Genomic DNA, 25,806 nt, shown 5'->3' with positions numbered 1-25,806 from the left:
TTATCCTTTGAGTTCTTGTGCAATTTCCAGGTCAACGTAAATATCATCGTCATCATCAAGCACCGGGGCGTCAACCTGTTCGAAAGACCAGTCATTAATTGCTTCAATCGCGCCGCTTAGCATCAAATTAAATTGCTGGCATAGCTCAGCGACTTCGTTTCGCGCCCAGCGCTCTTTTTCCAGCAAACGTTGGTAAAGCTGGTGATGTGCTTCATCAAGACCTGCGCCAGCGTGTGGCGGGATCTCCGCCGGGGATTCATCTGCGGGTTCATCTTCGGTGAAGATGGTGTTCAGTAACTGGCGTACGTCCGTGGTATCAGACTCATGACGGGCAAGGATCCGTTCATCAAGAGAAAACGCGCCGCTCGTCGCTGATGGGGTTTGTAACGTAGCCGTCGGCGTTGTTTCTGCGGTTGACAGGCGGTGGATATCGCTGGTGACGGTACTGCTGTCCAGGCCGAGGCTGGTATAGATTTTTTCCAGTTGCTTAATTTCCGCCGGATCGATTTTTCCATCTGCGCAGGCGACGCTGATAATAACGTTGCTAATAGCGGATTTTTCTTTATCGCTGAGTTGTTCAATTTTAGCTTTCAGGCCTGCCTGATTTGCAGGCGTATTGAGCCTCCAGGTGAGGTAGGCGTGCAGCGAACGTTTTTCTGTTGGCGACAACGTATCATTGTGATCAATGATTTTTTCCAGCGTAGCCTGTTCAGCAACATCCACACGCTTGTCCATTTGTGCAATCATGGCGCCCAGCCGAAGCGCCACAGAGACTGATGTAAATTCCGCCGACGGTACGTAGAATTCCGCATGTCCTTCGGGAAATAAAACAATATGTCCTTCTGGTTCTGGCCGGACAAGGTGATAGCGCATATCCGGCGCAATGCCGTAGCCTGCTCGCCTGGCGAAATTTTGCATCAGCTCGGCTTCTTTCTTATTAATCTTATCCGGTACAGGCATACCCAGTCTGGCCCAGAAATCAGCTACTGTCGCCAGTCCTGAATAGTCACGGATTTTATCATCTGCCCAATGTTTAAATTCAGCAAACAGGTGTTCTGCGTCTTCGGTCAGTATTTCATCGGGAAGCAGCATGATGGCGGCGACATCGCTTGCTGAGGCATCTTTTTTACCGAGATAGCGACTGTAGGCATCCAGCGCGTTGATACAGGATTCTGCAACAGAAATTAATTTCTGAACTGGGGCTTTTAAAACGCTGGGATCGGGAAGATCCATCTGTTTTTTTACCTGAAGTTCCCGAAGCGTACCACTGGCGGGGGTATAGCTTAGATGCAACCGTGTTTTATTGGGTTTGACGACAATACCGTCACCGTATTTTTGGGTATAACGCTGTTTGAATAACGCGGAAAATTCAGCATGACATCGACGGGCAGGCGTACGCAGGGTGTAATCAGGAAAATAGTGTATCCATGCCAGTGCCAGATCGGCACAAACAGGTTGTCCTTTCTCAACCACCGTCGCCAGATTCAGTCTGAACAGTAATGAACTCCTTGACGAGAAATATTCGTTTTCGGTATGTATAGAAAGTAACATCGGTCTGAGAATGATCATCATTTCCAGCAACTGCGTTGCATAATGCCGGAAGGAACCGCTGGCCTGAAATACGGTTCTCAGGCGTGATATCTCTTCGAATAATGCTTTGAATTCATCGTCAGAAATAGCCTCTTGTGTGCCATCTGCCAGTACGCGGCGTTCCAGACCGTAAAAATAGATAAAAACATAGCCAACGGGGCAGTTCGCATCGCTGCGATCGCTTGCCAGCCAGTCAAGATAGGCACCACGGCAGCGAGGGGTGAGTGTGGCAAAGCTGGGCCAGTATCCCAGCGATTCATCATAATAATGCCGTGAACCAGGCTCGATGGGAAAAGCGTCATTAACCAGCGAAGCGTCAGAGCCATCGTTATAAAGATAGCCATATTCTCCTGATGAATGTGTTTTTAACCGCCCGCCGAAATAAAAATAACCGTGATTAATGACGACGTTTTGAATGGTGATACTTTCTCCCGGTTTGACCCATCGCGCTGGCGTGGTATTGCTACGGGCGGCGCTTTCTCGCGATGGCTGGCGGCTTGTGCTGTATTCAACCGTCAGCCCATTAACGAAGGTAAAGGTTGCCAGTTCGTCATCCTCGGATGACTGAGAATGCATATTTGTCACGCTGCTGGCTGGTTGATTGAGAGATTTGTGTTGAGATGAATGATTTATTTTGGTGATGATTTTGCTATTTACTTTGGGAGGCGGCGACTTTTTCTTTTTGGAAAACAGAAGCCAGATAACAGCCAGTGCAATAACGAATATCCAGAAGCCCATTCCGTGCCCTTAATCGCTGATAATGCTTCCCGGCATTGTTCTACGAGCGGCAAAGGCGGTAAGCATAAAACTGGAAGAGAGATCGTAAAATGATACCGCGAATGGGCTGGAGTACAAGCATAAAAACCCTGTTATTCAAAAGGATTATGCCATATGGCTGGGGGATAAATTGGCAGGGTCAGGCTATACCTGTGAATCACGCATAAAACGATTGATTTCATCTTGCGAATGACGAAGGCGATCGGCAATGTCAGCAAATCCATCAGGCTCACTAAAGAACATTCCCCCTTCCACTGCCGTTTGATGATCCCCGGCGATCGCGGCGAATCGTTCAGCATCGTCAGGCAACAGTTGCAGGTTTCCGACAATGACCTGAGTAAAATCAACGCCCGGCACGGACCAGCGACGTTGCTTCATCTCGACCACATTGCGCATGGCTTCCAGCGTTTCATAGGGGCTGGCAAAATGATTACGCAGCAGACAATCCACATCATACCAGTGGCGTGCCAGTCGGGCCGGATTTGGCGCTTTGGTTTGCGTGCAGAACTGGTGCAGCGCCGTCAGCTTTTCCCAAAGAATATAACCGGTGTCATAAGCGTTTACGGTCGCGGCGGGTAACAGAAGTACATCCATTCCAGCAATCCCGGACAGATAGCTCACAACAGGCATTAGCTCGGTTGGCTTGCCACGATTTCGTCCGCCAAATTCCAGCAGAATATGATCGCGCTGATAGGCCATACTGTCTTCTTTCACCCGTGGGAAATAGATATCGATTTTTTCGCCACCGCTGTCGGGTTCCATTTTTGCTTCAAGGCCCGGAATTTCATAAGCCTGAAAGCGTTGGTTTAACCGTTCTGCCAGCACGTTTGTCCATTCTGTTAGGCGCTCTTGCTGCTGCTCTCTGAACCGGCGATTCTGGCTGTTATTTAGCGTGCTTTGCTCCCATGCCTGCTGTTCTTCCTCTTCAGAGTGACCTGCCAGATCGGCCCAGTGAACAGAAAGATCGATATCTTCAGAAAAACGCTCAATCACGTTCCAGCATTTGCTTAACGCCGTTCCACCTTTAAACGCGACAGATAAATCTCCCAGCAGATCCTCATTAAAAAGCAGCCGAAGGATCTCCGTTACCCAAAGATCCTTTTCCAGAAAGCTGGCTCCCAGCCCGGAGGGATGCTGCTGTGCCGCGTAAGAGAGGATTTCCTGAAGCTCAAGACGTTGTGATGCGCTCCGGTAGTAATCAAAAATGTCCATCAGAGCGCCTTTTGCAACGTCATCAGGTGCGAGCGCCACGCGTGAAGCGCAGGCTCATTCATTAACTTTCCGGCAATCTGCCGCGCTTCAGCGGACGGGATGCTCAGCCGATGAAAAGCATTCTTCAGCGTTTCCGGTGGGGTATGTTGCTGATCCAGACTCAGCAAACCGCGCATCAGCTCTCCTTCAGGTCGGTTCAGCCAACGTAACCGGCTTGCTGATTTATGCTGGATCCGGACCAACTCATTGCCGACACGGAACTCTCGCGTAGGGCCGTTTGACCAGTAGATGCGTTTAACCGGCGCCTGCGTTTGCAGCCCTAGCCGGTAAGCGGCTTCCAGCCCCTGAAGGGTGATTTTGTAACCGCGTTCCTTTGCCCATGCGGCGGCAACGGCATTGGCGCTGGCGACAACGTTTACGGATGGAAGGTTTTTTAACGGTTTTGGCCGGGAGTAGAAACCGCGTTCAACCCGGACCAGCAGGCCTTCTTTGACCAGACGACTCATTGCCTGTTGTACCGACGCGCGACTTCCCAGCGAGTAAAATCCGCTGATGGAAAAGGGAACGCCCCGCTTCATGCGGTGAACCCGCTGGCGGGCCAGAGCGGCAACAGACATTGATTCTCCTGTACTGACATTTTAATTGATATGTGATTTCATTATATCCCTTGTGTATCAAGGAGTCTAACATAAAAAATGTCAGTAACGTTCATTATAGAACAATGTATAAAATGGCAGTTATCAGTGAGGTTGCTTGCTGTAGGGAATGCCGGCGATAAAATATCCACATACAGAAGGCGGTGACAATGATATAGCATGGCCATTCTCTCCATCCACGGCGTTCGCAGTTATCAGGGTGAAAAGCCAGTAGAGTTCGACTTGAGTAAGTATGTCACTCTTATCTATGGACAAAACGGTTCTGAGAAATCAACCGTTTCTGGCTACTTTTATAAGCATGGTCGACCAGATTACAGCCGGTGCAGCCTGCAACCTCCATTGGATATGAACTACCTGGTGTTTAACCAGCAGTATGTAGACGATATTTTCAGTCAACCTTCTCAGCCGGGCATTTTCACTTTACATAGTGAAAATGCAGAAATAAAAACGGAAATAGATGATCTGGAAGCGGAGAGTAAAGTTTTTTCGCCCGGCGTGATGCTTTGGACGTGCAAAAACGCGGCGTTGATGGTATGGAAGAAAACATTAAAAATGGTTCTGCGAGACATATTTATGGGATTTGATGGCTGGAATCATGATCTTACCCAGTAATAGTGGACCCGCAACTAAGTGGGTAAACTCTCAACCAGAGGTGACTCACATGACAAAACCAGCATCAACCACCAAAAAGGCACGCAAGCAGCACACGCCTGAATTGCCTCGTCGTCCAGCCAGAAAGCGATGGCGTCGCGGTGGATAAGGGCTTTATTGTAGTTGCGCCAGTTGGTGGTTCTGAACTTCTGCTTTGCCATGGGACGAGCTGTGTTGCCGGATGATGTGTGAACTGATCCTTCAACTCATCAAAAGTTCGATTTATTCAACAAAGCCGAAGATAATCCGTATTTATCGATCATTACGTAGTAATGGAAACGGTGTGGAGGGGCGCACCTCTTTTTCATATCTAAGGGACGCCGCAGTGGCGTCCCTTAATTATTTACATAATCCCTTTTCTGACCAGAGGAGTATTAACCCACTCATGAGCTTCTTTACTTATCTCAGCATCCGGATCGCATTGTGCCAGTAGTCCGAAAAGTAAATTACAGAGCTATTTCTGAGATTAGGTTTCTTCGATTTGTTGTAAACCAATACCGAGGTAGCCTGAGAAAAATATGTATATGAATTTTCTCATCAATAATTAACGCATATTAAAACGATCATAATGGAAGGCTTTCTCTGATATCCCGTACTTTTGTAGTCCGGATAGTAGACTTTTCGCAAAACCTGCTGGCCCGCAAAACCAGACGTGAACGTTTTGGCTATTATCGCTTTCCATCATAATATGTTTGGCTTCCAGTTTCTTCCCGGCATCGATACGGTGTAAAGTCACACCTGCTGCTGTACATAATAAATCGAGATTTACAGGGTACTGCAAATCATCATGCTGACCAACGCAATACCATAAATCAATAGGGCATAGTTGGTGGTCTGAGTTTTTTAAATATTCCAGCTGAGATATAAAAGGAGTGATACCGATCCCTCCCGCAACCCAGACCTGACGCTCAGATTGAATATTAAAGTCTAAATAACCCCAGGGGCCCTCAACAATCACGTCCTGTCCAGTTTTTAATTCTTTCTTTAGTGAATGTGTATGATCCCCTAATGCTTTAATGGCAAAACGCAAGTGTTTTTTATCCTGGTAATAAGAGGCTATAGTGAATGGGTGTGCCTCTGCATCATGTTGAAATGTTAAAAATGAAAACTGCCCAGGTGTATGCAATAGAGGAGTGTCAGTATGTAGAGTTATTTCTATAATATCATTTGGGTAATAGTCGATGTTTGTGATGATCGCAACGCGTTTGTTTTTATAACCAATCATATTAAATAGTGAAAGGACGGCAGCGTAAATACCTGGAATACTCACAATTACCAGCAGAATGCCCGCAGGTGAATTCCACCAAAATGTTTTAAATAGAACGGTAAAAATATGGAAAGCAGTAGCCAGGTAAAAAACAGGAAACAGACGATGTATAAAATGGAAAATGTTATAAGGGATTTTTTTTACAAGAGAAACCAGCACCAACCCTATCATCAGGTATGTAGACCATTCAGCAGCTAACAATCCTGCATAGATCAGTTGAGATTGCCATGAGCTTATCTGAACACTTCCCAGTGATCCTGGATGAGCAAGCCAGCCATTTTGCACCAGCCAGTGAGGTATTTTTTCGTCCAGCCAGTGCGCCAGCGTAAAGACTGTCGCGATAATACCAGCTTGTTTGTGTAAACCCCACGATTTATCCAGACCTTTCAGAATCCGATTCAACCAGGGTGAACGCAAAATCAGACACATAGCTAATGTCATAAAACACCATGCGACGCACCCACTAAAAAAGAGAAAGTTTTGCCGAAACAGCCAAAAGATTTTAGATGTTTCGGCGTGGAATATTTCACCTGATAAGACAAAAATAAGACTTGCTGTGAGTAATGTTAAGCTACTCACAAAATACGTTATTTTCATAATGGCCTGTTTTTTTAGCAGGCACGGGCAATTACCCGTGTCCTGGATAATAATTACGATTGATTGTAATTGTGATTATTTATAAAGAATAGCGGTGGCGTGTGATTGATTATCGATATGAAATGAAGTGATTCGATAATAATGAGCACCTGACGCTTCAGTTTTATTCTGAAGGAGTTGTATGATGCTTTCAGGATTTGTATTTATGGATGATACACTAACATGAGCAACTTCTTTCATGTCTGTTTCTGGATGACTAATTTCTGTTGCAGCAACGGATGTCTGCCCAAATAAAGAGAGTAAGAAAAAAGAGGTGACAATTTTTTTACTGATATTCATAAGAATTCCTTTCATATTAATAAACTTATCGATTAAAAGCATGAGCCAGCATACAGGGAATTTGCGCCAGCGAGTTTTTTTCTGCCAGAGATCTGCCTGGTATGGTTTTATCCACTCCTTCGGTGGGCAATATATGGACGTTAGTGATCCCCATCAAATTTAACGTTGACCGCAGATAGCTTTCCTGATGATCCAATTCCCGATGCCTGGTATCTGAATAAATTCCACCACGCGTGGAGACAATAAATGCTGGCCTGTCGGCCAGTAACCCCGTTGCACCCGTAGAGGTAAAACGAAATGTCAGACCAGCCTGGCAAACCTGATCTATCCAGGTTTTCAGACCCGAAGAGACAGAGTGGTTAATCATCGGTGCACCTATTACTAATATATCGCAGAGGCTCAACTCCGCGATCGCGTTTCTGATACCCTCCACTTCACTTTGCGTTTGTGCGTCTGTAGACATTAACTTTCCCCCAAGCACCAGAAATGTCTCTTCGCGTAAGTGGGGTGGCGGTGTCCGTCCGAGATCGCGGTATGTCACGCTGGCATTCGGAAAGCGCTGGCAGATAGCTTTTGTCAGCGCCAGGCTCAGCTTTCGTGAGCTGGAGTTGCAGAGCATAGGGCTGCTGTCAATGTGGAGGATCTTCATGGTGTTCGTCTCATTTAAAACGTGTGGCTAGTTTAACCGTTCTTAAAATGATGTTTAAATAGACGAAATTGAACTTCATTGTTGCGATAAAAGAACAATCATGATTGACTGGAATGATTACTGGTATTTTGCCCTGATTGCAGAAGAAGGAAGCTACAGCCGGGCGGCAATACGTGCGAAAGTGTCCAAATCGGTGCTAAGTCGGCGGATGTCGGCATTAGAGGAACAGCTTGGTGTACATCTGATTCAGCGGACAACCCGACGCCTTGCGCTGACCAAAGTCGGCGAGCAATTTGCGCAGGAGTGTCAGACGCTGGTAAATCAAAGTGAGCGAGCCCGCGCTGTTGTTCAGGCGGTACAGGAGTATCCACAGGGGACATTACGGATCAGTGCGCCGGTATTCATGGCAGAAACGTGGCTGGGAGCACTCATCAACGAATTTATTGCCCGTTGGCCGCTGGCAAATGTGCAGCTCCTTGCTGTCAATCGCCCGGTGGATATGATTGCAGAAGGTATTGATATTGCGCTATCAGTAAGTTCAGGGGCATTGCCTGATTCTTCGTTGCACTATAAAAAAATCAATACGCTATACGATATTCTGGTTGCCAGCCCCCAGTGGGTCGAGCAATATCCTGATTTAAAGACCATTGGAGATCTTCACAGGGCTCCGGCAATGGTGAGACTGGCCGACGGCCGTATGCAACCGTGGCATTTAATCAATGGGAGTCAGGAAATCACCCTGTCACTTTCCCCCCGTTTGTATTCCAATAATCTGCGGGTTCTGTTACAGGCAGTTGCTGGCGGCAATGGTGTGGCTTTGTTACCGTTTCCGGCCTGCAAGGAAGAATTGCAAAATGGGGGACTGGTACAACTTTTCCCCGAGTGGTCTGGCCAGCCAAGACAGATTTATGCACTATTCCCAGCGAACAAAGGAATGCCCGCAGTTGCACGCTATTTTATGGACGAGTTAACCATGCGGCAGGAGAAACTAAATTCAGGACATTAAGAGCCTAATGGGATAGGCTCTAAAAATGTTAATTCATAGCGGCAGAAAACTGTCGCCGTGTTGTTGTAACAAATGACCAGACATGATTGTGGCAGATAATCCCGGCTTAGACATTCTGCAGTCAGTTCATAAGTCTTAAATATACGCTATGTTGCCGGGCATAAATATAGGGCGCAACGTCCCCCTCGCGGCTCACGTCCAGATAATCTGACCACCACTGCATCATCTCCATACGCGCCTCCATGTACATACGCCGCCCGCACGCCGTTGCGCTCCTTGACGCTCACTGGCATCAGAGAAGGGCAGATACCCGATACCAGCAGCTTACGCGCGGCATTGCGCTTTTCGCGGGCTTTTGCCAGCGTAACCTGCGGATAGGGGCCGAAAGTCAGACGATTTTCTTTACCGCCGAAGCGATAGCGGAAATACCATAGCTTAGAGCCGTCAGGTACAGAATTTGTGAATCGGTGATTTTTGTAGGGTTTTTCGAGGGGCGCGGCGCAGATCTTGCTATCAGTTAACATGAGGGTCTCTCCGTTCATCGAACTGAATGAACCCTTAATCTGACCCACAATTTTCCGGATACGTAGGGATAAATCAAAACGCACCTGAAAAGATTTTCACGCTAACTCATTGAATTAAAAACACATGGGGATTTTTAAGGAAGCATAAAAAAGGGAAGGTGGTGCCCGGACTCGGAATCGAACCAAGGACACGGGGATTTTCAATCCCCTGCTCTACCGACTGAGCTATCCGGGCAACGAGGCGCATTAAACCGTAATCGCCTCGCTTCGTCAACGAAATTTCTTCAAATCAACGTAGACTGCACAATCTATCACCACTTTGTTGTTATTGCACGCAGAGTCAGGCAAAAAACATCGCCCATGCGGCGGAAATCGGCATCGCCAGCAACAGCGCCGGGAGCATATTCACTACCGGAAACATTTTGATTCCACATACACGCAAGCCGGTCGCCACCAGCAGCAGTCCGCCTACAGCGCTAAAGTCGCCCATCATTGCCGGCGTGGTCAGCGGAAGAATAAGGGTGGCGCAGGCGGCAAGCGTTAACTGGATAATCAACATCGGCGCGCAAATCGCCGAAACGGCGATGCCAAGCGAACAGGCGAAAATAATGGCAGTGAAAAAATCCAGAAAAGATTTAGCGATCAAAATGTTTGGATCGCCGGTCATCCCTTCATGCATCGCACCGAAAATACCGGTGCCGCTGGCGCAAAAAAGTACAATGATAGCGACGTAACTTTGAATAAATGAGTCGTGTGTCGGCTTCTTACCCGATGCCATAAATAATTGTTGGATTTTCGCGACTGCGCCATTAATGCCTTTTTCCAGCAAACAAAACTCGCCGATAAGCGCGCCGACCAGCGTCGCCAGCACCATCACCGGAAGATTAGCGCACTTCATCACCAGCAGAATGCCAATACCCAGAGAGCACAGACCAAAAATAGACGTCATTGAGACGCGAATCCGTTCTGGCAGACGCTGACTTAACAGCGCGCCAATAACGCCGCCGAATAAAATTGCGCCAGCGTTAATAAAAGATCCAATTACCACAATGACTCCTGTTATTTGTCTTTCAAATTGCCTTATTATCACGCGATTAAGCTGTTAATAGCTTGATTATCTGTGACGTATAGAGCGCTGATTTTACCTTGCGCCGTCTGGTGAAAGGTGCCATGATTGCGCGAAATTTCTCCTGCCAGCATGGGGCTCGCCGGGATGAACATAGCGCCTTTATATTGTCTTCACTGTCGCCTGACTGCGCGAGGTTTGCCCCTTTCTTTCCTTTTTTTGTCATCCCCGCTATGCGGTGAGGGCAGCGCACGCTCACTGCAGGACAACAGTAAAATCAGAAACAGTCTGTTTTTACTGATGTCTGGCGGTCGGAGCTGGTATCCAGTTTGACCCGGCATCTCGTTGGGCAAGGCATCGGGCCTTGTCCGGGGTTACTCTACTCCCGAAACGGGTATTTGCGCTTATGAAATCAATGAATATTGCCGCCAGCGGTGAACTCATCCCCCGTCTCTCCACCCACCGAAACGTAGTGGCGCTGGACAGTACCGACTTTACCGATGTGGCCGCAGTCGTCATTACTACTGCCGACAGCCGTAGCGGTATTCTGGCGTTGCTTAAACGCACCGGTTTTCACCTGCCGGTGTTTATGCTTGCGGATGAACCCGTCAGCGCGCCTGTCGGCGTTACAGCGGTAATAGTCGGGAACGCGCAGGAATGGCTGGAGCTGGAAAACGCTGCCTGTCGCTACGAAGCGGAACTTCTGCCGCCCTTTTATGGCACCCTGACCCAGTATGTCGACATGGGGAATAGTACTTTTGCTTGCCCGGGGCACCAGCATGGCGAATTTTTTAGAAAACATCCCGCAGGCCGCCATTTTTATGACTTTTTTGGTGAAAACCTGTTTCGTGCGGATATGTGTAACGCCGATGTGAAACTTGGCGATCTGCTAATACATGAAGGTTCTGCCAAACACGCGCAGAAATTTGCGGCAAAAGTGTTTAATGCGGATAAAACCTACTTTGTGCTGAATGGAACTTCGGCGGCGAATAAAGTGGTCACCAACGCCCTGCTGACGCGCGGCGATCTGGTGCTGTTTGATCGTAATAATCACAAATCCAACCACCACGGCGCCCTGATTCAGGCCGGGGCGACGCCGGTCTATCTTGAAGCGGCGCGCAACCCGTTTGGTTTTATCGGTGGTATTGATGCGCACTGTTTTGATGAAACGTACCTGCGCGACCAGATTCGTGACGTGATGCCGGAAAGCGCCGATGCGTCGCGTCCGTTCCGCCTGGCGATCATTCAGCTGGGTACCTATGACGGCACTATTTACAACGCCCGTCAGGTGGTGGATAAAATCGGGCATCTCTGCGATTACATTCTGTTTGACTCCGCGTGGGTAGGCTATGAGCAGTTTATCAATATGATGGCGGATACCTCGCCGTTGCGGCTGGAGCTTAATGAAAACGACCCAGGGATCTTTGTGACCCAATCGGTACATAAGCAACAGGCGGGGTTCTCACAAACCTCGCAGATCCACAAAAAAGATAACCATATTCGCGGCCAGGCGCGTTTTTGCCCGCACAAACGCCTGAACAACGCCTTCATGTTGCACGCCTCGACCAGCCCGTTCTACCCGCTGTTTGCGGCGCTGGATATCAATGCCAAAATCCACGAAGGGGAGAGCGGTCGCCGCCTGTGGGCGGAGTGCGTTGCGCTGGGCATTGACGCGCGTAAAGCCATTCTCGCCCGTTGCAAACTGCTTCAGCCCTTTATCCCACTGGTGGTTGACGGCAAGCCGTGGCAGGCATATCCGACGGAGACCATTGCCAGCAATCGTCGTTTCTTCAGTTTTGAGCCCGGGGCGAAATGGCATGGCTTTGAGGGTTATGCGGATGACCAGTATTTTGTCGACCCCTGTAAACTGTTACTGACCACGCCAGGTATTGATGCCGATAGTGGGCGGTACACCGAATTCGGCATCCCGGCGACCATTCTCGCCCACTATCTGCGTGAGAACGGTATTGTGCCTGAGAAGTGCGATCTCAACTCGATTCTGTTCTTGCTGACACCTGCCGAGAGCGAAGAGAAACTGGCGCGACTGGTCGCGATGCTAGCGCAATTTGAACGACACATTGAAGACGATACGCCGCTTGCGGATGTATTGCCGACGGTTTTTCAGAAATACCCGGTGCGCTACCGCGATTACACCCTGCGTGAGCTATGTCAGGAGATGCACAATCTGTACGTTAGCTTTGACGTTAAGGATCTGCAAAAAGCGATGTTCCGCAAAGAAAGCCTGCCGCATGTGGCGATGAACCCACAGGACGCCAACAGCGCCTTTATTCGCGGCGATGTAGAACTGGTGCGTATCAGCGAGGCGGGCGGGCGTATTGCTGCCGAGGGGGCATTGCCATACCCGCCGGGCGTACTGTGCGTGGTGCCCGGGGAGATTTGGGGCGGCGCGGCGCAGCGTTATTTTTTGGCGCTGGAAGAGGGCATCAATCTGTTGCCTGGTTTTTCGCCGGAATTGCAGGGGGTATATAGCGAGACCGATGCCGATGGAATTCAACGTTTGTACGGATATGTTTTAAAGTAACGTTGCCTGCAGGCCGGATAAGGCATTTACACCTTATCCGGCCTGCGAAACAGGGCAAGGATTAATGTGCAACGGGTTGCGAACTTGCCGGAACGCGAACGTGTTTGTATTTGAACAAGGCTACGAACGCGAAGGCCAGCACCAGCGAGTAGCCTGCGAAGATGAGCCACACGGTCTGCCAGTCGGTAATGCCGTTTTGAGTGTAATACTCCACCACTTTACCGCTCACAATGCCGCCCAGGATACAGCCGAAGCCATTGGTCATCATCAGGAACATCCCCTGCGCGCTGGCGCGGATTTCCGGGCGTACTTCTTTTTCGACAAACACCGAGCCAGAAATGTTGAAGAAGTCGAAGGCGCAGCCGTACACAATCATCGACAATACCAGCAGAACGGTACCGAACGGCGTCGGGTCGCCATAAGCGAACAGGCCGAAACGCAGCATCCACGCCACAATACTGATAAGCATAACGTTCTTAATACCATAACGGCTCAGGAAGAACGGAATGGTCAGGATGAATAACGTTTCAGAAATCTGCGAAATCGACATCATCACCGAGGCGTGCTGCACGATAAAGCTACTGGCGAATAGCGGATCTTTATCAAAGCTATGCAGGAAGGTGTTGCCAAACATGTTGGTGATCTGCAGTTCCGCGCCCAGCATCATGGAGAAGATGAAGAAAATCGCCATCCGCTTATTTTTAAACAGCGCAAAAGCGTCAAGGCCCAGCATTGATGTCCAGCTCTGGTTTTTCTGTTGGTTCGCCACCGGAATGTGCGGCAGGGTAAAGGTAAACAGTACCAGCAGAACGGAAAGCGTCGCGCCGATATAAAGCTGCATATGGCTCAGCTCGAAACCGGAGAAACTCACGCCCCACATCGCCAGAATAAAGCCAATGGTGCCCCAGATACGGATAGGCGGGAAGTCAGTCACAATATCCATGCCGGCAGACTGCAGGCGGTAATACGATATGGTATTGATCAAGCCCAACGTCGGCATATAGGCCAACGAGTTAAGCAGGATCACAAAGAACATCGCCCCAGGCGTAGTGACTTCCGCGGCCATGAATAGCGTGATGGCGCCGACGACATGACACAGGGCATAGACCCATTTCGCGCTCAGCCATTTGTCAGCCACAATGCCTAGCAAAGTCGGCATAAAGACGGCAGCAATCCCCAGTGAACTATAAACTGCGCCAATAGATGCGCCGTCAAATTTTAAGGTGACGAACATATACGAGCCCAGGGTAGTGAGCCAGCTTCCCCACAGACAGAACTGCAGAAAAGAGAGTATTTTAAGCTGCAGCTTAAGATTCATGTTAATTTCCTCACACCTGAGAGCGGATGAATGTTTTAAAAGGCACATTTGCCGTTGTGATTTGGTGTGATTCTATCAATGAGAGGCGGGCTTTTTTTGTTACCTGTGACAAATATTTGCAAACAATTTCTGATTGCAAAGCAAAAGGGTGACGGAGTTAACACTTTTACCTTTCCCGCCTCTGTCATTTGCCAACCAGAGGCGGGATGCGATGGTTTATCGGCGGCGATACGATCGCTGGGCGGAATTCACCTTATACAGATAGCGGCGCGACTCCGCAGATGGATGTCGGGTGGTTAATATCTGGTACACATCCCCCGGCGACATGCGGTTAATCATATTCGCGGCCTGAATCTTATCGTTCGAGAATACGCGTAATACGCTGCCTGCGCCGCCATTGTAGGCGGTAATGACCGCATAGCGCCGCGACGTCGGATTTTCGATACCGCTCAGATAGACATTATTCAACATCGCCAGATACGCTGTGCCGGTATCGATATTGCTGGCGGGGTCGAACAGGAAGTTACGGCTTGGCGTGCCGGACTTACCCTGAGAACGGAAAACATCTTTCCCGGCGCTGTGTTGCACTACCTGCATCAGGCCCAGCGCATCCGCGTGGCTGACCGCATACGGGTTAAACGAGGACTCCGTTTGCATAATCGCCAGAATCAGCGACTCGTCAACGCCGTATTTACGGGAGGCCTGGCGTACCATGCCAATGTATTTATGCGCGCGTTTATCAAGGTGGTTCGGCACCAGATTAATGGTGACGCTGTAAATAATACGCAGGCCGTTACTGCGGCTTTTGAGCCGCGTTTTCAGCAAGTAATCCGCGAATGTCGTGGCGCGGCCTTCCCAGCGAATAGGCTGGCCGGTATTGTCGAGGACCTGACCATACAGGAAGGGTTCTTTAGAAATTTTTATGTCATCGACATCGGAGTAAAGATCGACGGAGGTTGGGTCGTCACCCATGAGCAACGTTTTAATAATGGCCCGGCGCAGATGTGCGGTAGGTTCCGTCCCGGCGATGGTTTCAACGGTAATGGTCCCATCATCAAAGTTGATGTGGCTACGGGTCTGGAACTGATCGGTATATTTGACGTAGTCTTTCGGCCCGGCGATCAGGACTTCCTTATATCCCCACAGATTTTCAATATTGTTGGCAAATTGCCCCATCAAAATATCAAAGCCGTTGGTATCCTTGACCCAGGCTTCATTATACGTCTCGCCTTTTTTGGTCGAACTGGAGCAGGAGATGAGCAACGGCGCAATAACAGCAAGCGCGAGTAATTTTTTCATCATTCCGGGAGTGCATGTTGTGTTGTCGTTATGCCATGTTGCCGGGCAGCGGCGCTAAGGGCTTATCCGGCATAACTCACAGGCCGAATAAGCGCAGCGTCATTCAGCAACGGGCCTATTTTTTATCTTCCGGCGTATAACCTTCGATATGAACGTCTTTGCCTTCGAACAGGAAGCTCACCATCTCCTGTTCCAGCAGCTTACGGTGCTCGGCGTTCATCATGTTGAGCTTTTTCTCGTTAATCAACATGGTCTGCTTATGCTGCCACTGCGCCCACGCGTCCTTAGAGATCTCGTTATAGATACGTTTTCCCAGTTCGCCAGGGTAGAGCTGAAAATCTTGCCCTTCAGCGTCGCGTTGCAGGTAAGTACAAAAAATCGTTCTGCTCATAAGTCATCCTCTTCATCGACCGGGGCGTTAAACTGGCGCTCCGGTACGTAACTGCTGTAACAAGCGCTCCACGGGGGCCGCCAGTCCGACTGACGGCGGTTGCGCTAAGTTATACCAGAGCGCGCTGCCTTCATCCATGCAGGCGTCCAGTGACGACACGGGAAGCCACATAGGCACAATATCCAGATGGAAATGGCTAAATGTGTGGCGAAACGCGTTAAGCTGGGTCAAATTATCAGCGTTAACATGCCGTTGCGCCAGCCATTCACGCAATTCATCTTCGCTGGCGAACTGCGGGAAGCAGTAGAGTCCGCCCCATAAACCGCTGGGAGGACGCTGCGCCAGGAAAATCTCCTGATTATGCTGTAACAATAAAAAGTAACCCGTCCGCTCCGGCAACGTCTGTTTCGGTTTCTTACCCGGATAGCATGACCAGCTTTCATGCGCAGCGGCGATACAACCGTTTTGCAGCGGACACAGGGTGCACTTTGGTTTTGAACGCGTACAAACCATCGCGCCCAGATCCATCATCGCCTGATTAAAACGCTCCACGCCGCGTGCGGGCGTCACTTGCTCGCTCAACGTCCACAGCGTATTCTCCACCTCTTTTTTTCCAGGCCAGCCGCTAACAGCATAACAGCGAGCCAGCACACGTTTAACGTTTCCATCAAGAATCGGATAATGTTTACCTAACGCGAGGGAGATAATCGCGCCGGCGGTTGAGCGCCCGACGCCGGGTAGCGCGGCGATTTCGGCAAAAGTTTGCGGGAATTCTCCACCGTGAAGCGTCGCCACCTGTTGCGCCGCTTTATGCAAATTACGCGCGCGGGCGTAATAGCCGAGCCCGGTCCATAAATGGAGCACTTCATCCAGCGGCGCATTCGCTAAATCCGTCACTGTCGGAAAGCGCGCCATAAATCGCTCAAAGTAAGGAATCACCGTCGTCACCTGCGTTTGTTGCAACATGACTTCCGAGAGCCATACTTTGTAAGGCGTCTTGTTAATTTGCCAGGGCAGCGTTTTCCGCCCGTATTTGTCGTACCAGTCCAGAACCTGGGCTGAAAATTGAGACGCTTGCATGGAAACTCATTCATTATTGCCGGGGGCAAGATTGCAGCACAGAGGCCGCAGGGTGTAAACCGGAACTTTCCGCAGTGCGCTTCATGCTTGCATCCGGCAACTAACTTTGGATAATGCCCGTTTTCAGAACTCAAACACAGCAGACTACACTTTTATGAAAAACGACGTCATTTCACCGGAATTTGATGAAAACGGTCGCCCGCTGCGCCGTATTCGTAGTTTTGTTCGTCGCCAGGGGCGACTGACAAAGGGGCAAGAGCACGCGCTGGAAAACTACTGGCCGGTGATGGGCGTCGAGTTCAGCGAAGCGCCGGTAGATTTCGCCACGTTGTTTGGTCGCGAAGCGCCGGTGACGCTGGAGATTGGTTTTGGCATGGGGGCGTCTCTCGTGGCGATGGCGAAAGCGCGCCCGGAGCAGAATTTCCTCGGCATTGAAGTGCATTCACCCGGTGTCGGCGCGTGTCTGGCGTCCGCTAATGAAGAGGGCGTTGAAAACCTGCGCGTCATGTGCCATGACGCGGTAGAAGTGTTGCATAAAATGATTCCTGACAATTCTTTATCGATGGTTCAGCTCTTTTTCCCTGACCCGTGGCATAAAGCGCGTCATAATAAACGCCGTATCGTTCAGGTGCCGTTTGCTGAACTGGTATTGAGCAAGCTGAAATTGGGCGGCGTTTTCCATATGGCGACCGACTGGGAAGCGTATGCGGAACACATGCTTGAAGTCATGTCTTCTATCGACGGGTACAAAAATCTGTCAGAGAGCAATGATTATGTACCGCGCCCGGAATCGCGCCCGGTAACGAAATTTGAACAACGTGGCCATCGTCTTGGTCATGGCGTATGGGACTTAATGTTCGAGAGGGTGAAATAATGGCAAAGAACCGTAGTCGTCGTCTGCGTAAAAAAATGCACATTGACGAATTCCAGGAATTAGGATTTTCGGTGGCATGGCGTTTTCCGGAAGGTACATCTGAAGAGCAGGTCGATAAGACTGTCGATGACTTTATTAATGACGTTATTGAGCCTAATAAACTGGCGTTTGACGGCAGCGGCTACCTGGCCTGGGAAGGGCTGATTTGTATGCAGGAAATCGGTAAATGTACCGAAGAACATCAGGCGATTGTGCGTAAGTGGCTGGAAGCGCGCAACCTTGAAGAAGTCCGAACCAGCGAACTTTTCGACGTTTGGTGGGACTAATAAGTACAGGGTCGGCAAATGCCGGCCCGCTTTGTCTTGAGGGAAAGTTATGATGCGCAAAACGCTGCTGGCGGCAGTGCTAACGTTTACGGCGATGGCCGCTCATGCAGATTACAAATGCAGCGTCACGCCGCGTGACGATGTGATCCTGAGTCCACAAACGGTGCAGGTGAAAGGTGAAAATGGCAACCTGGTGATCACGCCGGACGGCAATGTGATGTACAACGGTAAGCAGTACACCCTTAGCGCCGCGCAGCGCGAGCAAGCGAAAGATTACCAGGCGGAACTGCGAAGCGCGCTGCCGTGGATTGATGAGGGCGCCCGATCGCGCGTCGAAAAAGGCCGCGTGGCGCTGGATAAAATCATCGCTAAAGAGGTGGGCGAAAGCAGCAACATGCGTAGCCGTCTGACGAAGCTTGATGCGCAATTAAAAGCGCAAATGAACCGCATTATCGAACATCGTACGGACGGCCTGACGTTCCACTATAAGGCTATCGACCAGGTGCGTGCCGACGGTCAGCAGTTGGTGAATCAGGCGATGGGCGGTATTTTGCAGGACAGCATTAACGAAATGGGCGCCAAAGCGGTGCTTAAAGGCGGCGGCAATCCTTTACAGGGCGTGATGGGCAGCCTCGGTGGTTTGCAAACCGCTATCCAGAACGAATGGAAAAATCAGGAGAAAGATTTCCAGCAGTTTGGCAAAGATGTCTGTAGCCGCGTAGTGACCTTAGAAGATAGCCGCAAAGCGCTGGTTGGCAGCCTGAAGTAATCTTTCCTTTTTAAACAATGGCGCAGATCGTATCTGCGCCTTTTTATTCTGTTTTTTCCTGCATTTTGTTATCCATCTCTAAAAAATACTCTCTGTCGGATATATATCGCTGGTTAATCGTATGGCGTCACATTATTCGTCTGCAATATAGAGATAATGCGACCAGTTGACATAACTGGAGATATAACATGGAGTTTTTCAGGAAAACGGCATTAGCTGCTCTGGTAATGGGTTTCAGCGGCGCAGCGTTCGCTTTACCGAATATCACCATCTTAGCGACCGGCGGAACGATCGCTGGCGGTGGTGATTCAGCAACAAAATCAAATTATACGGCAGGTAAAGTCGGCGTCGAAAATCTGGTGGATGCCGTTCCTCAATTGAAGGACATTGCGGTAGTGAAAGGCGAGCAGGTCGTTAACATTGGCTCGCAGGATATGAACGATGAAGTCTGGCTCACGCTGGCGAAAAAAATCAATACCGAGTGCGACAGCACCGACGGTTTCGTGATCACCCACGGTACTGATACGATGGAAGAGACCGCTTATTTCCTCGATCTGACCGTGAAATGCAATAAACCGGTGGTACTGGTCGGCGCGATGCGTCCTTCCACGTCAATGAGCGCAGATGGCCCGTTCAACCTCTATAATGCGGTAGTAACAGCGGCTGATAAACAGTCTGCCAACCGCGGCGTGCTAGTGGTAATGAATGATACCGTCATGGACGGACGCGACGTCACTAAGACCAATACGACTGACGTGGCGACGTTTAAAGCGGTTAATTACGGCCCGCTGGGTTATATCCACAACGGTAAAATTGACTACCAGCGTACGCCAGAGCGTAAACATACCACTTCCACCCCGTTCGACGTGTCGAAGCTGACCGCGTTGCCGAAAGTCGGTATCGTTTATAACTATGCGAATGCGTCCGATCTGCCGGCAAAAGCGCTGGTAGACGCGGGTTATGACGGGATCGTGAGCGCAGGTGTGGGTAACGGCAACCTGTATAAAACGGTCTTTGATACCCTGGCGACCGCCGCGCACAACGGTACGGTAGTGGTGCGTTCTTCACGTGTGCCGACTGGCGCAACCACGCAGGATGCGGAAGTTGACGATGCAAAATACGGCTTTGTCGCTTCCGGCACGCTGAACCCGCAAAAAGCGCGTGTCTTACTGCAACTGGCGTTAACCCAGACTAAAGATCCAAAACAGATCCAGTCGATGTTCAATCAGTATTAAAGATAATGCCCCGGTCGGAAGGCCGGGGCTATCTTTGGAAGACCTCTCGCACAACCAACACTATTATCTTGCTAATTATCATCATGGTTATGATAATTGTGGGCGTCATGTCTCTGGACGGGAGATCCACAAGTGGTTCGACAATGGATTGCTGGCGCAGCGCTGTTTGCCCTGATTTCAGGCTATAGTTGGGCAGAGGTTGCTCAACCCTCCGATAACATCTTAAAAGAACAGTTTAGTAAGCAGTACCACGGCATACTTAAACTGGATTCCATTACCTTAAAAAATCTTGATTCGACGGGCAATCAGGCCACCTGGTCTGCCGAAGGGGATATTTCTTCCCGTGAAGATATGTATACCGGCGTTGGTATGGCGGCGGATTATTATTTTGTTGAAAAAACCTGGACCAAAGATCGTCCCGTTAAATTTTCTGCCATGTTAACCAGTAAAGGGACGCCAGCCTCTGGCTGGACGGTGAACTATTACTCATTACAAATGGCAGCCAGCGATCAGGGCCGGGCTATTGACGACATTAAAACGAATGATAAATACCTGATCGTCAACAGTGATGACTTTAACTATCGGTTTGGCAACATTGAAGCCTCCTGGCGTGCGCAGAAAGCATCGATCCCCGGTCTTGAAGAACAACTCTCTGCCCTGGATAAGAAAATAGCGGTAGCTAAAAAAGAAGCGGACGCGTATTGGGGAAAAGGCGCTGATGGGAAACCGTTGACCCGCGCAGAGGCGTTTAAAAAGACGTTAAAAGAGCGCGATGATTATGTAAAAGCCAACGATAGCAGCGTATATGCCGAGAAATACGAAAAAGAGGTCTATCAACCGGCATTAGACGCGTGTCGTAAGCAGAGTGAGCCGTGCAATGAAGCGGCTATTCAGCAGAAAAGAGATTTAGACATACACGAGCAACGGCGGCAGGTATTTTTGAAATCAGAAGAGCTGCGTCGAAAAGCGCAGAATGACTGGATAACGTTAGAGAAAGGGCAATATCCGCTGAATATAGCGGTACAGAAACTTCAGATGCAACAGAGTGATATCCGTGTGAAAATTATGGATATTAATGACGGTTACGAGCGCTGGAAAAAAGATACGGACGATTTGCGTCGTAAAGGGGTTATTAAATAATGCGCTTGCCGGCGGCGCATTAACCGCCACAGGTCGGTAAGCGTCGCGCCATCAGATATTTTACCCGCTGGCGCTACAGGCTTATTCCTTGTTATTCCGCGAGAAACAACTCAAGAAGAGAGTTTAAAAACAGTTTACCGTGCCGGGTAATCTGCCAGTATTGCTCGCATTCGGTCAGGTAGCCCTGGGCAATAGCCTCGTCGATTGGCTGACGAATAACCGCTTCCGTAAGCCCGGTATAATCGACAAATTCGGCGCGAGGCGCGCGCTCCAGCAACCGAAAACGATTCATAAAGAACTCAAAGGGTTTATCGTCATCACTCACGTCACGCTGGCTTTCCAGGTAACGTCCCTGCATATAACCGCGTGGGTGACGGGTTTTGGTGGTGCGCAGGATCCTGCCGCCCGGGAAGGTGACTTTACCGTGGGCGCCGCAGCCAATACCCAGATAGTCGCCAAAGCGCCAGTAGTTCAGATTATGCTGGCACTGATAACCGGGTTTGGCATAGGCCGACGTTTCGTATTGCTGATAGCCAGCAGCGGTTAATAACTGGTGGCCCTGCTCAAAGATATCCCACAGAGCGTCATCGTCCGGTAAAACCGGCGGACGCGAACCGAACAGAGTGTTGGGTTCAATCGTCAATTGATACCATGAGAGATGCGGCGGATTAAGCGCAATCGCCTGTCGCAAATCATTCAGCGCCTCTTCCAGCGTTTGATCCGGCAATCCATGCATCAAGTCGAGGTTAAAGCTGCGTAGCCCAAGTCCATTTGCCAGTCTTGCTGCCCGCATCGCCTCTTGTGGACCGTGAATACGGCCAAGACGTTTCAGCTTAGGCTCACTAAAGCTCTGCACGCCAATGGAGATCCGGTTTACGCCGGCGCGCTGATAGTCGATGAAGCGGTCGGCTTCGACCGTGCCGGGGTTCGCTTCCATGGTAATTTCCGCATCCGCCGCCAGATTCAGGCGCGCGCGCACGCCGTCCAGCAGCGTTTGCATCGCCGGCCCGGAAAGCAGGCTTGGCGTACCGCCGCCAATAAAAATGGTCTTTACTTCACGCCCTTGCGCCCAGGCGACGTCGGCATCCAGATCGTTTAACAGATGCTGGACGTAGTCGTCATACGGCACCTCGCCCTTCAACGCATGGGAATTGAAGTCACAATATGGACATTTTTGTACACACCAGGGAATATGAATATAAAGACTGAGCGGCGGTAGTTTAGCCATTGCGTAACGCATCCAGCAGCAGCTTGAGCGCTTGTCCACGGTGGGAAATCGCGCTTTTTTCTTCACGGGTCAGTTCTGCGGCGGTTTTGCCTTCAGACGGTACGAAGAAAATGGGATCATAGCCAAATCCGCCATTTCCGGCCGCCTGGCGAGTAATGACGCCAGGCCAGCTACCGTGACAGACTATCGGTGTGGGATCTTCGGCATGACGCAAATAAACCAGTACACAATGGAATCGCGCCTGGCGTTTGTCGTCCGGAACATCTCGTAGAGTATGCAGCAGTTTTTCCAGATTTTGCTGATCTGTCGCGTTTTCGCCAGAATAGCGCGCGGAATAGATACCCGGCGCGCCGCCTAAAACGTCAACGGCCAGACCGGAGTCATCGGCAATGGCGGGCAGACCGGTCATTTTAGCGGCATGGCGCGCTTTGAGAATCGCGTTTTCAATAAACGTCAGGCCGGTTTCTTCCGCGGAGTCAACGCCCAGTTCCGTTTGCGCTACCACATCAAGCCCAAAATCGCTTAACAGCGACGCGAGCTCGCGCACTTTACCGGCGTTGCCGGTTGCGAGAACAACTTTTTGCATGGAATACCTACTCAGTTAACGCCGCAATTTCCGGCGGGATCTGTTGCGGGTGAATAATTTTTACCTGTTTGTGACGGCCCAGCTCGCCTTTTTCGATGACGATCTGACTTTTCGCCACGCGAAACTGTTTACCAAGAAACTTGGTCAGATGGCTGTTTGCCTGACCGTCAACCGGCGGGGCAGTAATGGCGACTTTCACCTCGTCGCCATGTAAGCCCACAATACTGTCGCGGCTGGCTTTCGGCTGAATATAAAGCCGTAACACCAGACCGTCTTCGCAGCGAGTCACAGCACTCATAGCGCCATCCATAGCCCCGGCAGCAACATGTTGCCTGTCGCTTGTAAGACTTCAGCGATCCCCATATTAACGACATACAGCAGCAGCACCAGAACCATCGGCGAGAAGTCGATGCCGCCCATCGCAGGCAGTATACGGCGAATCGGGCTGAGCAGCGGCTCGGCAAGCTGAATCAATACATATTCAATTGGGCTACGACCCTGGCTCACCCAGCTCATGATAGCCATGACCAGCAGCACCCAGAAGATCAGCAGGCCGATTGTTTTAAGCAAGATAAGCACCGCGGCAATCCAGATAATCGCCTGAAACGTAATTACCTTAAACAGCACTATCGCCTTAATAACGCTAAGAATAAACGCCACCAGCAGGGAAGCGCTGTCAATCGGCCCCATTGGCGGGATAATACGACGCAGCGGTCCGATGATGGGCTGCGTAATTTTCACCACGAACTGGGAGAAAGGGTTGTAAAAGTCACAGCGGGCCCACTGCATCCACACGCGCAATAATAGCACCATGGTATACAGCTCAATTACCGTTGAGAGCAGGAAGGTCAACGTATTCATGGCGTTCCTCAGTTTTCCTTAATTTTTTGTGTAATCACGAGCACCAAAGATAGCGGTGCCGATGCGCACCATTGTGCTACCTGCCGCAATCGCGGCTTCCATATCGTCGCTCATACCCAGAGATAAGGTATCAACGTCAGGGTAGCGCGCTTTCAGCCCGGCAAATGCTACAGCCATTTGACGTGCGACTTCAAACTGCCTTACATAATCTGACTCTGGCGCCGGGATCGCCATCAGTCCGCGAAGCCGCAGACGCGGCAGTGTTGCCACCGCCGCGGCCAGCTCATCCAGTTCCGCCAGCGGAATGCCTGATTTGCTGTTTTCATCGCTGATATTAATTTGGATCAGAACATTTAGCGCCGGCAGATTATCCGGACGCTGTTCGCTCAGACGCGAGGCGATACGCAGGCGATCGATGGTATGACACCAGTCAAAATGCTCGGCCACCAGCCGACTTTTGTTGGACTGTAAAGGGCCTATAAAGTGCCAGTGCAGGCCTTCCACTTTCGCTTCCTGAAAGTGGCGGATTTTTTCCACCCCCTCTTGTACATAATTTTCACCAAATGCCCGTTGTCCGGCGGCAATGGCTTCTGCGATGTCGCTCGCAGGTTTGGTTTTACTCACTGCAAGCAACGTAACTTCTTCTGAAGAGCGGCCGCAACGCGTCGCCGCGGCGGAGATTTTGTCCCGGATGTGTGCCAGGTTATGCGCGATATCGTTCATTTTCCGAGGATGTTTATATGAATATGGAAGAAATTGTGACGCTTAGTGTAAAGCATAACGTCTCGGATCTACACCTGTGTAACGCCTGGCCTGCGCGATGGCGCAAACAAGGACGCATGGAGACCGCGCCTTTTACCGCGCCAGATGTCGACAGGCTTCTGCTTGATTGGCTTAATGACGCGCAACAATATCAGTGGCGAACGCACGGTCAGCTTGATTTCGCCGTCTCGCTGTCTGGCACGCGGCGCCTGCGCGCCAGTGCGTTCACACATCAACAGGGAACGTCGCTGGCGCTACGGCTATTGCCCGAGCGTTGTCCTGATCTGGCGGAAATCCAGACGCCGCCGATAGTACCCGCACTGCTTGCCAGCGAGAACGGACTGATTCTGGTCACTGGCGCTACTGGCTGCGGGAAATCCACTACGCTGGCGGCGATGGTGGGACATCTTAATCAACATGCCGATAAACACATCCTGACGCTGGAAGATCCTATTGAGTACCGTTACACCAGCAAGCGTTGCCTGATACAGCAGCGGGAAATCGGCCAGCATTGCGCCACTTTTGCCGCCGGGCTGCGCGCGGCGTTACGTGAAGATCCCGATGTCATTTTACTGGGAGAGCTGCGTGACAGCGAGACCATTCGCCTGGCGCTGACGGCGGCGGAAACGGGGCATCTGGTACTGGCAACCCTGCATACTCGCGGTGCGGCGCAGGCGGTGGAAAGATTAGTGGATAGTTTTCCGGCGCAGGAAAAAGAACCGGTACGCAGCCAACTGGCGGGTAGTCTGCGCGCCGTACTATCACAAAAACTGGAGGTCGACAGACAGGATGGGCGCGTGGCGTTGTTTGAATTACTGATTAATACGCCAGCCACAGGGAATTTGATCCGTGAAGGCAAACTCCATCAGTTGGCCCACGTGATACAAACCGGGCAGCAGCAGGGGATGATGACATTCGCCCAGAGCGCGCAATGGCGTCAGGCGCAGGGACGGCTGTAGCGAACATGGTGGCGTAGGGGGGTTGTAAAGTGTTGACTGGCGCGGTGGATTGAACGGTATACAGGCTTGTATCCTGGCGAACCGGCGTTAAAATCGCAGCTT

Annotated in this window: 25 protein-coding genes, 1 tRNA gene and 2 pseudogenes; 9 read left to right on the top strand and 19 right to left on the bottom strand. The window is 50.5% G+C overall.

Annotated elements, in window-relative coordinates:
* The 3 genes from J4650_RS08070 to J4650_RS08060 form a co-directional block, all read right to left on the bottom strand.
* Positions 1–2,328, bottom strand: a complete 2,328-nt coding sequence (locus J4650_RS08070) for a TerB N-terminal domain-containing protein (protein WP_023994392.1) — start codon at positions 2,326–2,328, stop codon at positions 1–3.
* A 183-nt stretch (positions 2,329–2,511) separates the two neighbouring features.
* Positions 2,512–3,579 carry a nucleotidyl transferase AbiEii/AbiGii toxin family protein gene (locus J4650_RS08065; RefSeq protein WP_023993939.1) on the bottom strand — a complete coding sequence of 356 codons (1,068 nt, stop codon included), beginning with the start codon at positions 3,577–3,579 and terminating at the stop codon, positions 2,512–2,514.
* On the bottom strand, positions 3,579–4,196 hold the full coding sequence (locus J4650_RS08060) for a DUF6088 family protein (RefSeq protein ID WP_023202708.1): 618 nt from the start codon (positions 4,194–4,196) through the stop codon (positions 3,579–3,581). The genes J4650_RS08065 and J4650_RS08060 overlap by 1 nt, the downstream gene beginning before the upstream one ends.
* 198 nt (positions 4,197–4,394) lie before the next feature.
* Here J4650_RS08060 and J4650_RS08055 point away from each other — a divergent pair, with 198 nt between their 5' ends.
* Entirely contained in the window at positions 4,395–4,847 is a 453-nt protein-coding gene (locus J4650_RS08055; protein WP_023993940.1) for an AAA family ATPase, read from the top strand.
* 95 nt (positions 4,848–4,942) lie between these two features.
* Here the strand turns inward: J4650_RS08055 and J4650_RS22790 are convergent.
* The 4 genes and pseudogenes from J4650_RS22790 to J4650_RS08040 form a co-directional block, all read right to left on the bottom strand.
* A pseudogene (locus tag J4650_RS22790) lies at positions 4,943–5,047 on the bottom strand (IS5/IS1182 family transposase); the annotation flags it as partial.
* A 383-nt stretch (positions 5,048–5,430) separates the two neighbouring features.
* Positions 5,431–6,750 (bottom strand): ferric reductase-like transmembrane domain-containing protein, encoded by a 1,320-nt coding sequence (locus tag J4650_RS08050; RefSeq protein WP_023994395.1) that lies wholly within the window; start codon positions 6,748–6,750, stop codon positions 5,431–5,433.
* Positions 6,751–6,825: 75 nt separating this feature from the next.
* Positions 6,826–7,089 (bottom strand): YdgH/BhsA/McbA-like domain containing protein, encoded by a 264-nt coding sequence (locus tag J4650_RS08045; RefSeq protein ID WP_023994396.1) that lies wholly within the window; start codon positions 7,087–7,089, stop codon positions 6,826–6,828.
* Between the two features lie 25 nt (positions 7,090–7,114).
* Entirely contained in the window at positions 7,115–7,738 is a 624-nt protein-coding gene (locus J4650_RS08040; RefSeq protein WP_023232633.1) for an NAD(P)H-dependent oxidoreductase, read from the bottom strand.
* A 100-nt stretch (positions 7,739–7,838) separates the two neighbouring features.
* Here J4650_RS08040 and J4650_RS08035 point away from each other — a divergent pair, with 100 nt between their 5' ends.
* Positions 7,839–8,744 (top strand): LysR family transcriptional regulator, encoded by a 906-nt coding sequence (locus J4650_RS08035; protein ID WP_001650656.1) that lies wholly within the window; start codon positions 7,839–7,841, stop codon positions 8,742–8,744.
* Between the two features lie 293 nt (positions 8,745–9,037).
* On the opposite strand, the pseudogene J4650_RS22785 reads toward J4650_RS08035, so the two are convergent.
* The 3 genes and pseudogenes from J4650_RS22785 to J4650_RS08020 all read right to left on the bottom strand — a co-directional run.
* Positions 9,038–9,268 (bottom strand): annotated as a pseudogene (locus tag J4650_RS22785) (Arm DNA-binding domain-containing protein); the annotation flags it as partial.
* Positions 9,269–9,427: 159 nt separating this feature from the next.
* Positions 9,428–9,503, bottom strand: a tRNA-Phe gene (locus J4650_RS08025).
* Positions 9,504–9,608: 105 nt separating this feature from the next.
* Entirely contained in the window at positions 9,609–10,316 is a 708-nt protein-coding gene (locus tag J4650_RS08020) for a DUF554 domain-containing protein (protein WP_124234961.1), read from the bottom strand.
* Positions 10,317–10,740: 424 nt separating this feature from the next.
* Between J4650_RS08020 and J4650_RS08015 the strand changes: the two genes are divergently transcribed.
* Positions 10,741–12,876: an ornithine decarboxylase gene (locus tag J4650_RS08015; protein WP_000839737.1), complete on the top strand. Its 2,136-nt coding sequence runs from the start codon at positions 10,741–10,743 to the stop codon at positions 12,874–12,876.
* Positions 12,877–12,937: 61 nt separating this feature from the next.
* Here the strand turns inward: J4650_RS08015 and J4650_RS08010 are convergent, their stop codons facing one another.
* From J4650_RS08010 to mutY, 4 genes are all read right to left on the bottom strand, one after another.
* Complete coding sequence (locus J4650_RS08010) at positions 12,938–14,194, bottom strand: nucleoside permease (protein WP_001049804.1); 1,257 nt, start codon at positions 14,192–14,194, stop codon at positions 12,938–12,940.
* Between the two features lie 216 nt (positions 14,195–14,410).
* The gene (mltC, locus tag J4650_RS08005) at positions 14,411–15,496 is read right to left on the bottom strand and encodes a membrane-bound lytic murein transglycosylase MltC (protein WP_000976289.1); all 1,086 of its coding nucleotides are present in this window, start codon (positions 15,494–15,496) and stop codon (positions 14,411–14,413) included.
* Between the two features lie 112 nt (positions 15,497–15,608).
* A complete protein-coding gene (locus J4650_RS08000; RefSeq protein ID WP_000091706.1) occupies positions 15,609–15,884 on the bottom strand; it encodes an oxidative damage protection protein in 276 nt (91 codons plus the stop codon).
* Positions 15,885–15,911: 27 nt separating this feature from the next.
* Positions 15,912–16,964 (bottom strand): A/G-specific adenine glycosylase, encoded by a 1,053-nt coding sequence (mutY, locus tag J4650_RS07995; protein WP_023993943.1) that lies wholly within the window; start codon positions 16,962–16,964, stop codon positions 15,912–15,914.
* Positions 16,965–17,118: 154 nt separating this feature from the next.
* Between mutY and trmB the strand changes: the two genes are divergently transcribed.
* The 5 genes from trmB to J4650_RS07970 all read left to right on the top strand — a co-directional run bounded on the left by trmB (position 17,119) and on the right by J4650_RS07970 (position 21,308).
* Positions 17,119–17,838 (top strand): tRNA (guanosine(46)-N7)-methyltransferase TrmB, encoded by a 720-nt coding sequence (gene trmB / locus J4650_RS07990; protein WP_000786895.1) that lies wholly within the window; start codon positions 17,119–17,121, stop codon positions 17,836–17,838.
* Positions 17,838–18,164, top strand: coding sequence for a YggL family protein (locus J4650_RS07985; RefSeq protein ID WP_001107574.1), 327 nt, complete (start codon positions 17,838–17,840; stop codon positions 18,162–18,164). The genes trmB and J4650_RS07985 overlap by 1 nt, the downstream gene beginning before the upstream one ends.
* A 49-nt stretch (positions 18,165–18,213) precedes the next feature.
* Positions 18,214–18,933 carry a DUF2884 domain-containing protein gene (locus tag J4650_RS07980; protein WP_000984827.1) on the top strand — a complete coding sequence of 240 codons (720 nt, stop codon included), beginning with the start codon at positions 18,214–18,216 and terminating at the stop codon, positions 18,931–18,933.
* Between the two features lie 188 nt (positions 18,934–19,121).
* The gene (gene ansB, locus J4650_RS07975) at positions 19,122–20,168 is read left to right on the top strand and encodes an L-asparaginase 2 (protein ID WP_000394188.1); all 1,047 of its coding nucleotides are present in this window, start codon (positions 19,122–19,124) and stop codon (positions 20,166–20,168) included.
* Between the two features lie 132 nt (positions 20,169–20,300).
* Positions 20,301–21,308, top strand: a complete 1,008-nt coding sequence (locus tag J4650_RS07970) for a DUF1202 domain-containing protein (RefSeq protein ID WP_000252197.1) — start codon at positions 20,301–20,303, stop codon at positions 21,306–21,308.
* Between the two features lie 91 nt (positions 21,309–21,399).
* Here J4650_RS07970 and hemW read toward each other — a convergent pair whose 3' ends face one another.
* Genes hemW through J4650_RS07945 form a run of 5 tightly spaced genes read right to left on the bottom strand, consistent with a single transcriptional unit; the run spans position 21,400 to position 24,706 of the window.
* A complete protein-coding gene (gene hemW, locus J4650_RS07965) occupies positions 21,400–22,536 on the bottom strand; it encodes a radical SAM family heme chaperone HemW (RefSeq protein ID WP_023993944.1) in 1,137 nt (378 codons plus the stop codon).
* Complete coding sequence (locus J4650_RS07960) at positions 22,529–23,122, bottom strand: XTP/dITP diphosphatase (RefSeq protein ID WP_001174769.1); 594 nt, start codon at positions 23,120–23,122, stop codon at positions 22,529–22,531. The genes hemW and J4650_RS07960 overlap by 8 nt, the downstream gene beginning before the upstream one ends.
* 7 nt (positions 23,123–23,129) lie before the next feature.
* Positions 23,130–23,420, bottom strand: coding sequence for a DUF167 family protein YggU (gene yggU / locus J4650_RS07955; RefSeq protein WP_001277205.1), 291 nt, complete (start codon positions 23,418–23,420; stop codon positions 23,130–23,132).
* On the bottom strand, positions 23,417–23,983 hold the full coding sequence (locus J4650_RS07950) for a YggT family protein (protein WP_001094848.1): 567 nt from the start codon (positions 23,981–23,983) through the stop codon (positions 23,417–23,419). Before J4650_RS07950 ends, yggU begins: the two co-directional genes overlap by 4 nt.
* Positions 23,984–24,001: 18 nt before the next feature.
* Complete coding sequence (locus tag J4650_RS07945) at positions 24,002–24,706, bottom strand: YggS family pyridoxal phosphate-dependent enzyme (RefSeq protein WP_000997790.1); 705 nt, start codon at positions 24,704–24,706, stop codon at positions 24,002–24,004.
* 17 nt (positions 24,707–24,723) lie between these two features.
* On the opposite strand from J4650_RS07945, the gene J4650_RS07940 reads away from it, so the two are divergent.
* Complete coding sequence (locus J4650_RS07940; RefSeq protein ID WP_001055658.1) at positions 24,724–25,704, top strand: type IV pilus twitching motility protein PilT; 981 nt, start codon at positions 24,724–24,726, stop codon at positions 25,702–25,704.
* Positions 25,705–25,806 lie beyond the last annotated feature (102 nt).

It is taken from the genome of Salmonella sp. 32120201201600049SM, assembly GCF_017572835.1.
GTDB classification, from domain to species: Bacteria; Pseudomonadota; Gammaproteobacteria; order Enterobacterales; family Enterobacteriaceae; genus Salmonella; species Salmonella enterica.
This window is presented reverse-complemented; position numbering and strand designations above follow the sequence as displayed.

Bases quoted from the DNA above. Each gene is read 5' to 3' on its own strand.
- J4650_RS08070 (WP_023994392.1), bottom strand. From the start codon at position 2,328: ATGGGCTTCTGGATATTCGTTATTGCACTGGCTGTTATCTGGCTTCTG.
- J4650_RS08065 (WP_023993939.1), bottom strand. From the start codon at position 3,579: ATGGACATTTTTGATTACTACCGGAGCGCATCACAACGTCTTGAGCTT.
- J4650_RS08060 (WP_023202708.1), bottom strand. From the start codon at position 4,196: ATGTCTGTTGCCGCTCTGGCCCGCCAGCGGGTTCACCGCATGAAGCGG.
- J4650_RS08055 (WP_023993940.1), top strand. From the start codon at position 4,395: ATGGCCATTCTCTCCATCCACGGCGTTCGCAGTTATCAGGGTGAAAAG.
- J4650_RS08050 (WP_023994395.1), bottom strand. From the start codon at position 6,750: ATGAAAATAACGTATTTTGTGAGTAGCTTAACATTACTCACAGCAAGT.
- J4650_RS08045 (WP_023994396.1), bottom strand. From the start codon at position 7,089: ATGAATATCAGTAAAAAAATTGTCACCTCTTTTTTCTTACTCTCTTTA.
- J4650_RS08040 (WP_023232633.1), bottom strand. From the start codon at position 7,738: ATGAAGATCCTCCACATTGACAGCAGCCCTATGCTCTGCAACTCCAGC.
- J4650_RS08035 (WP_001650656.1), top strand. From the start codon at position 7,839: ATGATTGACTGGAATGATTACTGGTATTTTGCCCTGATTGCAGAAGAA.
- J4650_RS08015 (WP_000839737.1), top strand. From the start codon at position 10,741: ATGAAATCAATGAATATTGCCGCCAGCGGTGAACTCATCCCCCGTCTC.
- J4650_RS08010 (WP_001049804.1), bottom strand. From the start codon at position 14,194: ATGAATCTTAAGCTGCAGCTTAAAATACTCTCTTTTCTGCAGTTCTGT.
- mltC (WP_000976289.1), bottom strand. From the start codon at position 15,496: ATGATGAAAAAATTACTCGCGCTTGCTGTTATTGCGCCGTTGCTCATC.
- J4650_RS08000 (WP_000091706.1), bottom strand. From the start codon at position 15,884: ATGAGCAGAACGATTTTTTGTACTTACCTGCAACGCGACGCTGAAGGG.
- mutY (WP_023993943.1), bottom strand. From the start codon at position 16,964: ATGCAAGCGTCTCAATTTTCAGCCCAGGTTCTGGACTGGTACGACAAA.
- trmB (WP_000786895.1), top strand. From the start codon at position 17,119: ATGAAAAACGACGTCATTTCACCGGAATTTGATGAAAACGGTCGCCCG.
- J4650_RS07985 (WP_001107574.1), top strand. From the start codon at position 17,838: ATGGCAAAGAACCGTAGTCGTCGTCTGCGTAAAAAAATGCACATTGAC.
- J4650_RS07980 (WP_000984827.1), top strand. From the start codon at position 18,214: ATGATGCGCAAAACGCTGCTGGCGGCAGTGCTAACGTTTACGGCGATG.
- ansB (WP_000394188.1), top strand. From the start codon at position 19,122: ATGGAGTTTTTCAGGAAAACGGCATTAGCTGCTCTGGTAATGGGTTTC.
- hemW (WP_023993944.1), bottom strand. From the start codon at position 22,536: ATGGCTAAACTACCGCCGCTCAGTCTTTATATTCATATTCCCTGGTGT.
- J4650_RS07960 (WP_001174769.1), bottom strand. From the start codon at position 23,122: ATGCAAAAAGTTGTTCTCGCAACCGGCAACGCCGGTAAAGTGCGCGAG.
- yggU (WP_001277205.1), bottom strand. From the start codon at position 23,420: ATGAGTGCTGTGACTCGCTGCGAAGACGGTCTGGTGTTACGGCTTTAT.
- J4650_RS07950 (WP_001094848.1), bottom strand. From the start codon at position 23,983: ATGAATACGTTGACCTTCCTGCTCTCAACGGTAATTGAGCTGTATACC.
- J4650_RS07945 (WP_000997790.1), bottom strand. From the start codon at position 24,706: ATGAACGATATCGCGCATAACCTGGCACACATCCGGGACAAAATCTCC.
- J4650_RS07940 (WP_001055658.1), top strand. From the start codon at position 24,724: ATGAATATGGAAGAAATTGTGACGCTTAGTGTAAAGCATAACGTCTCG.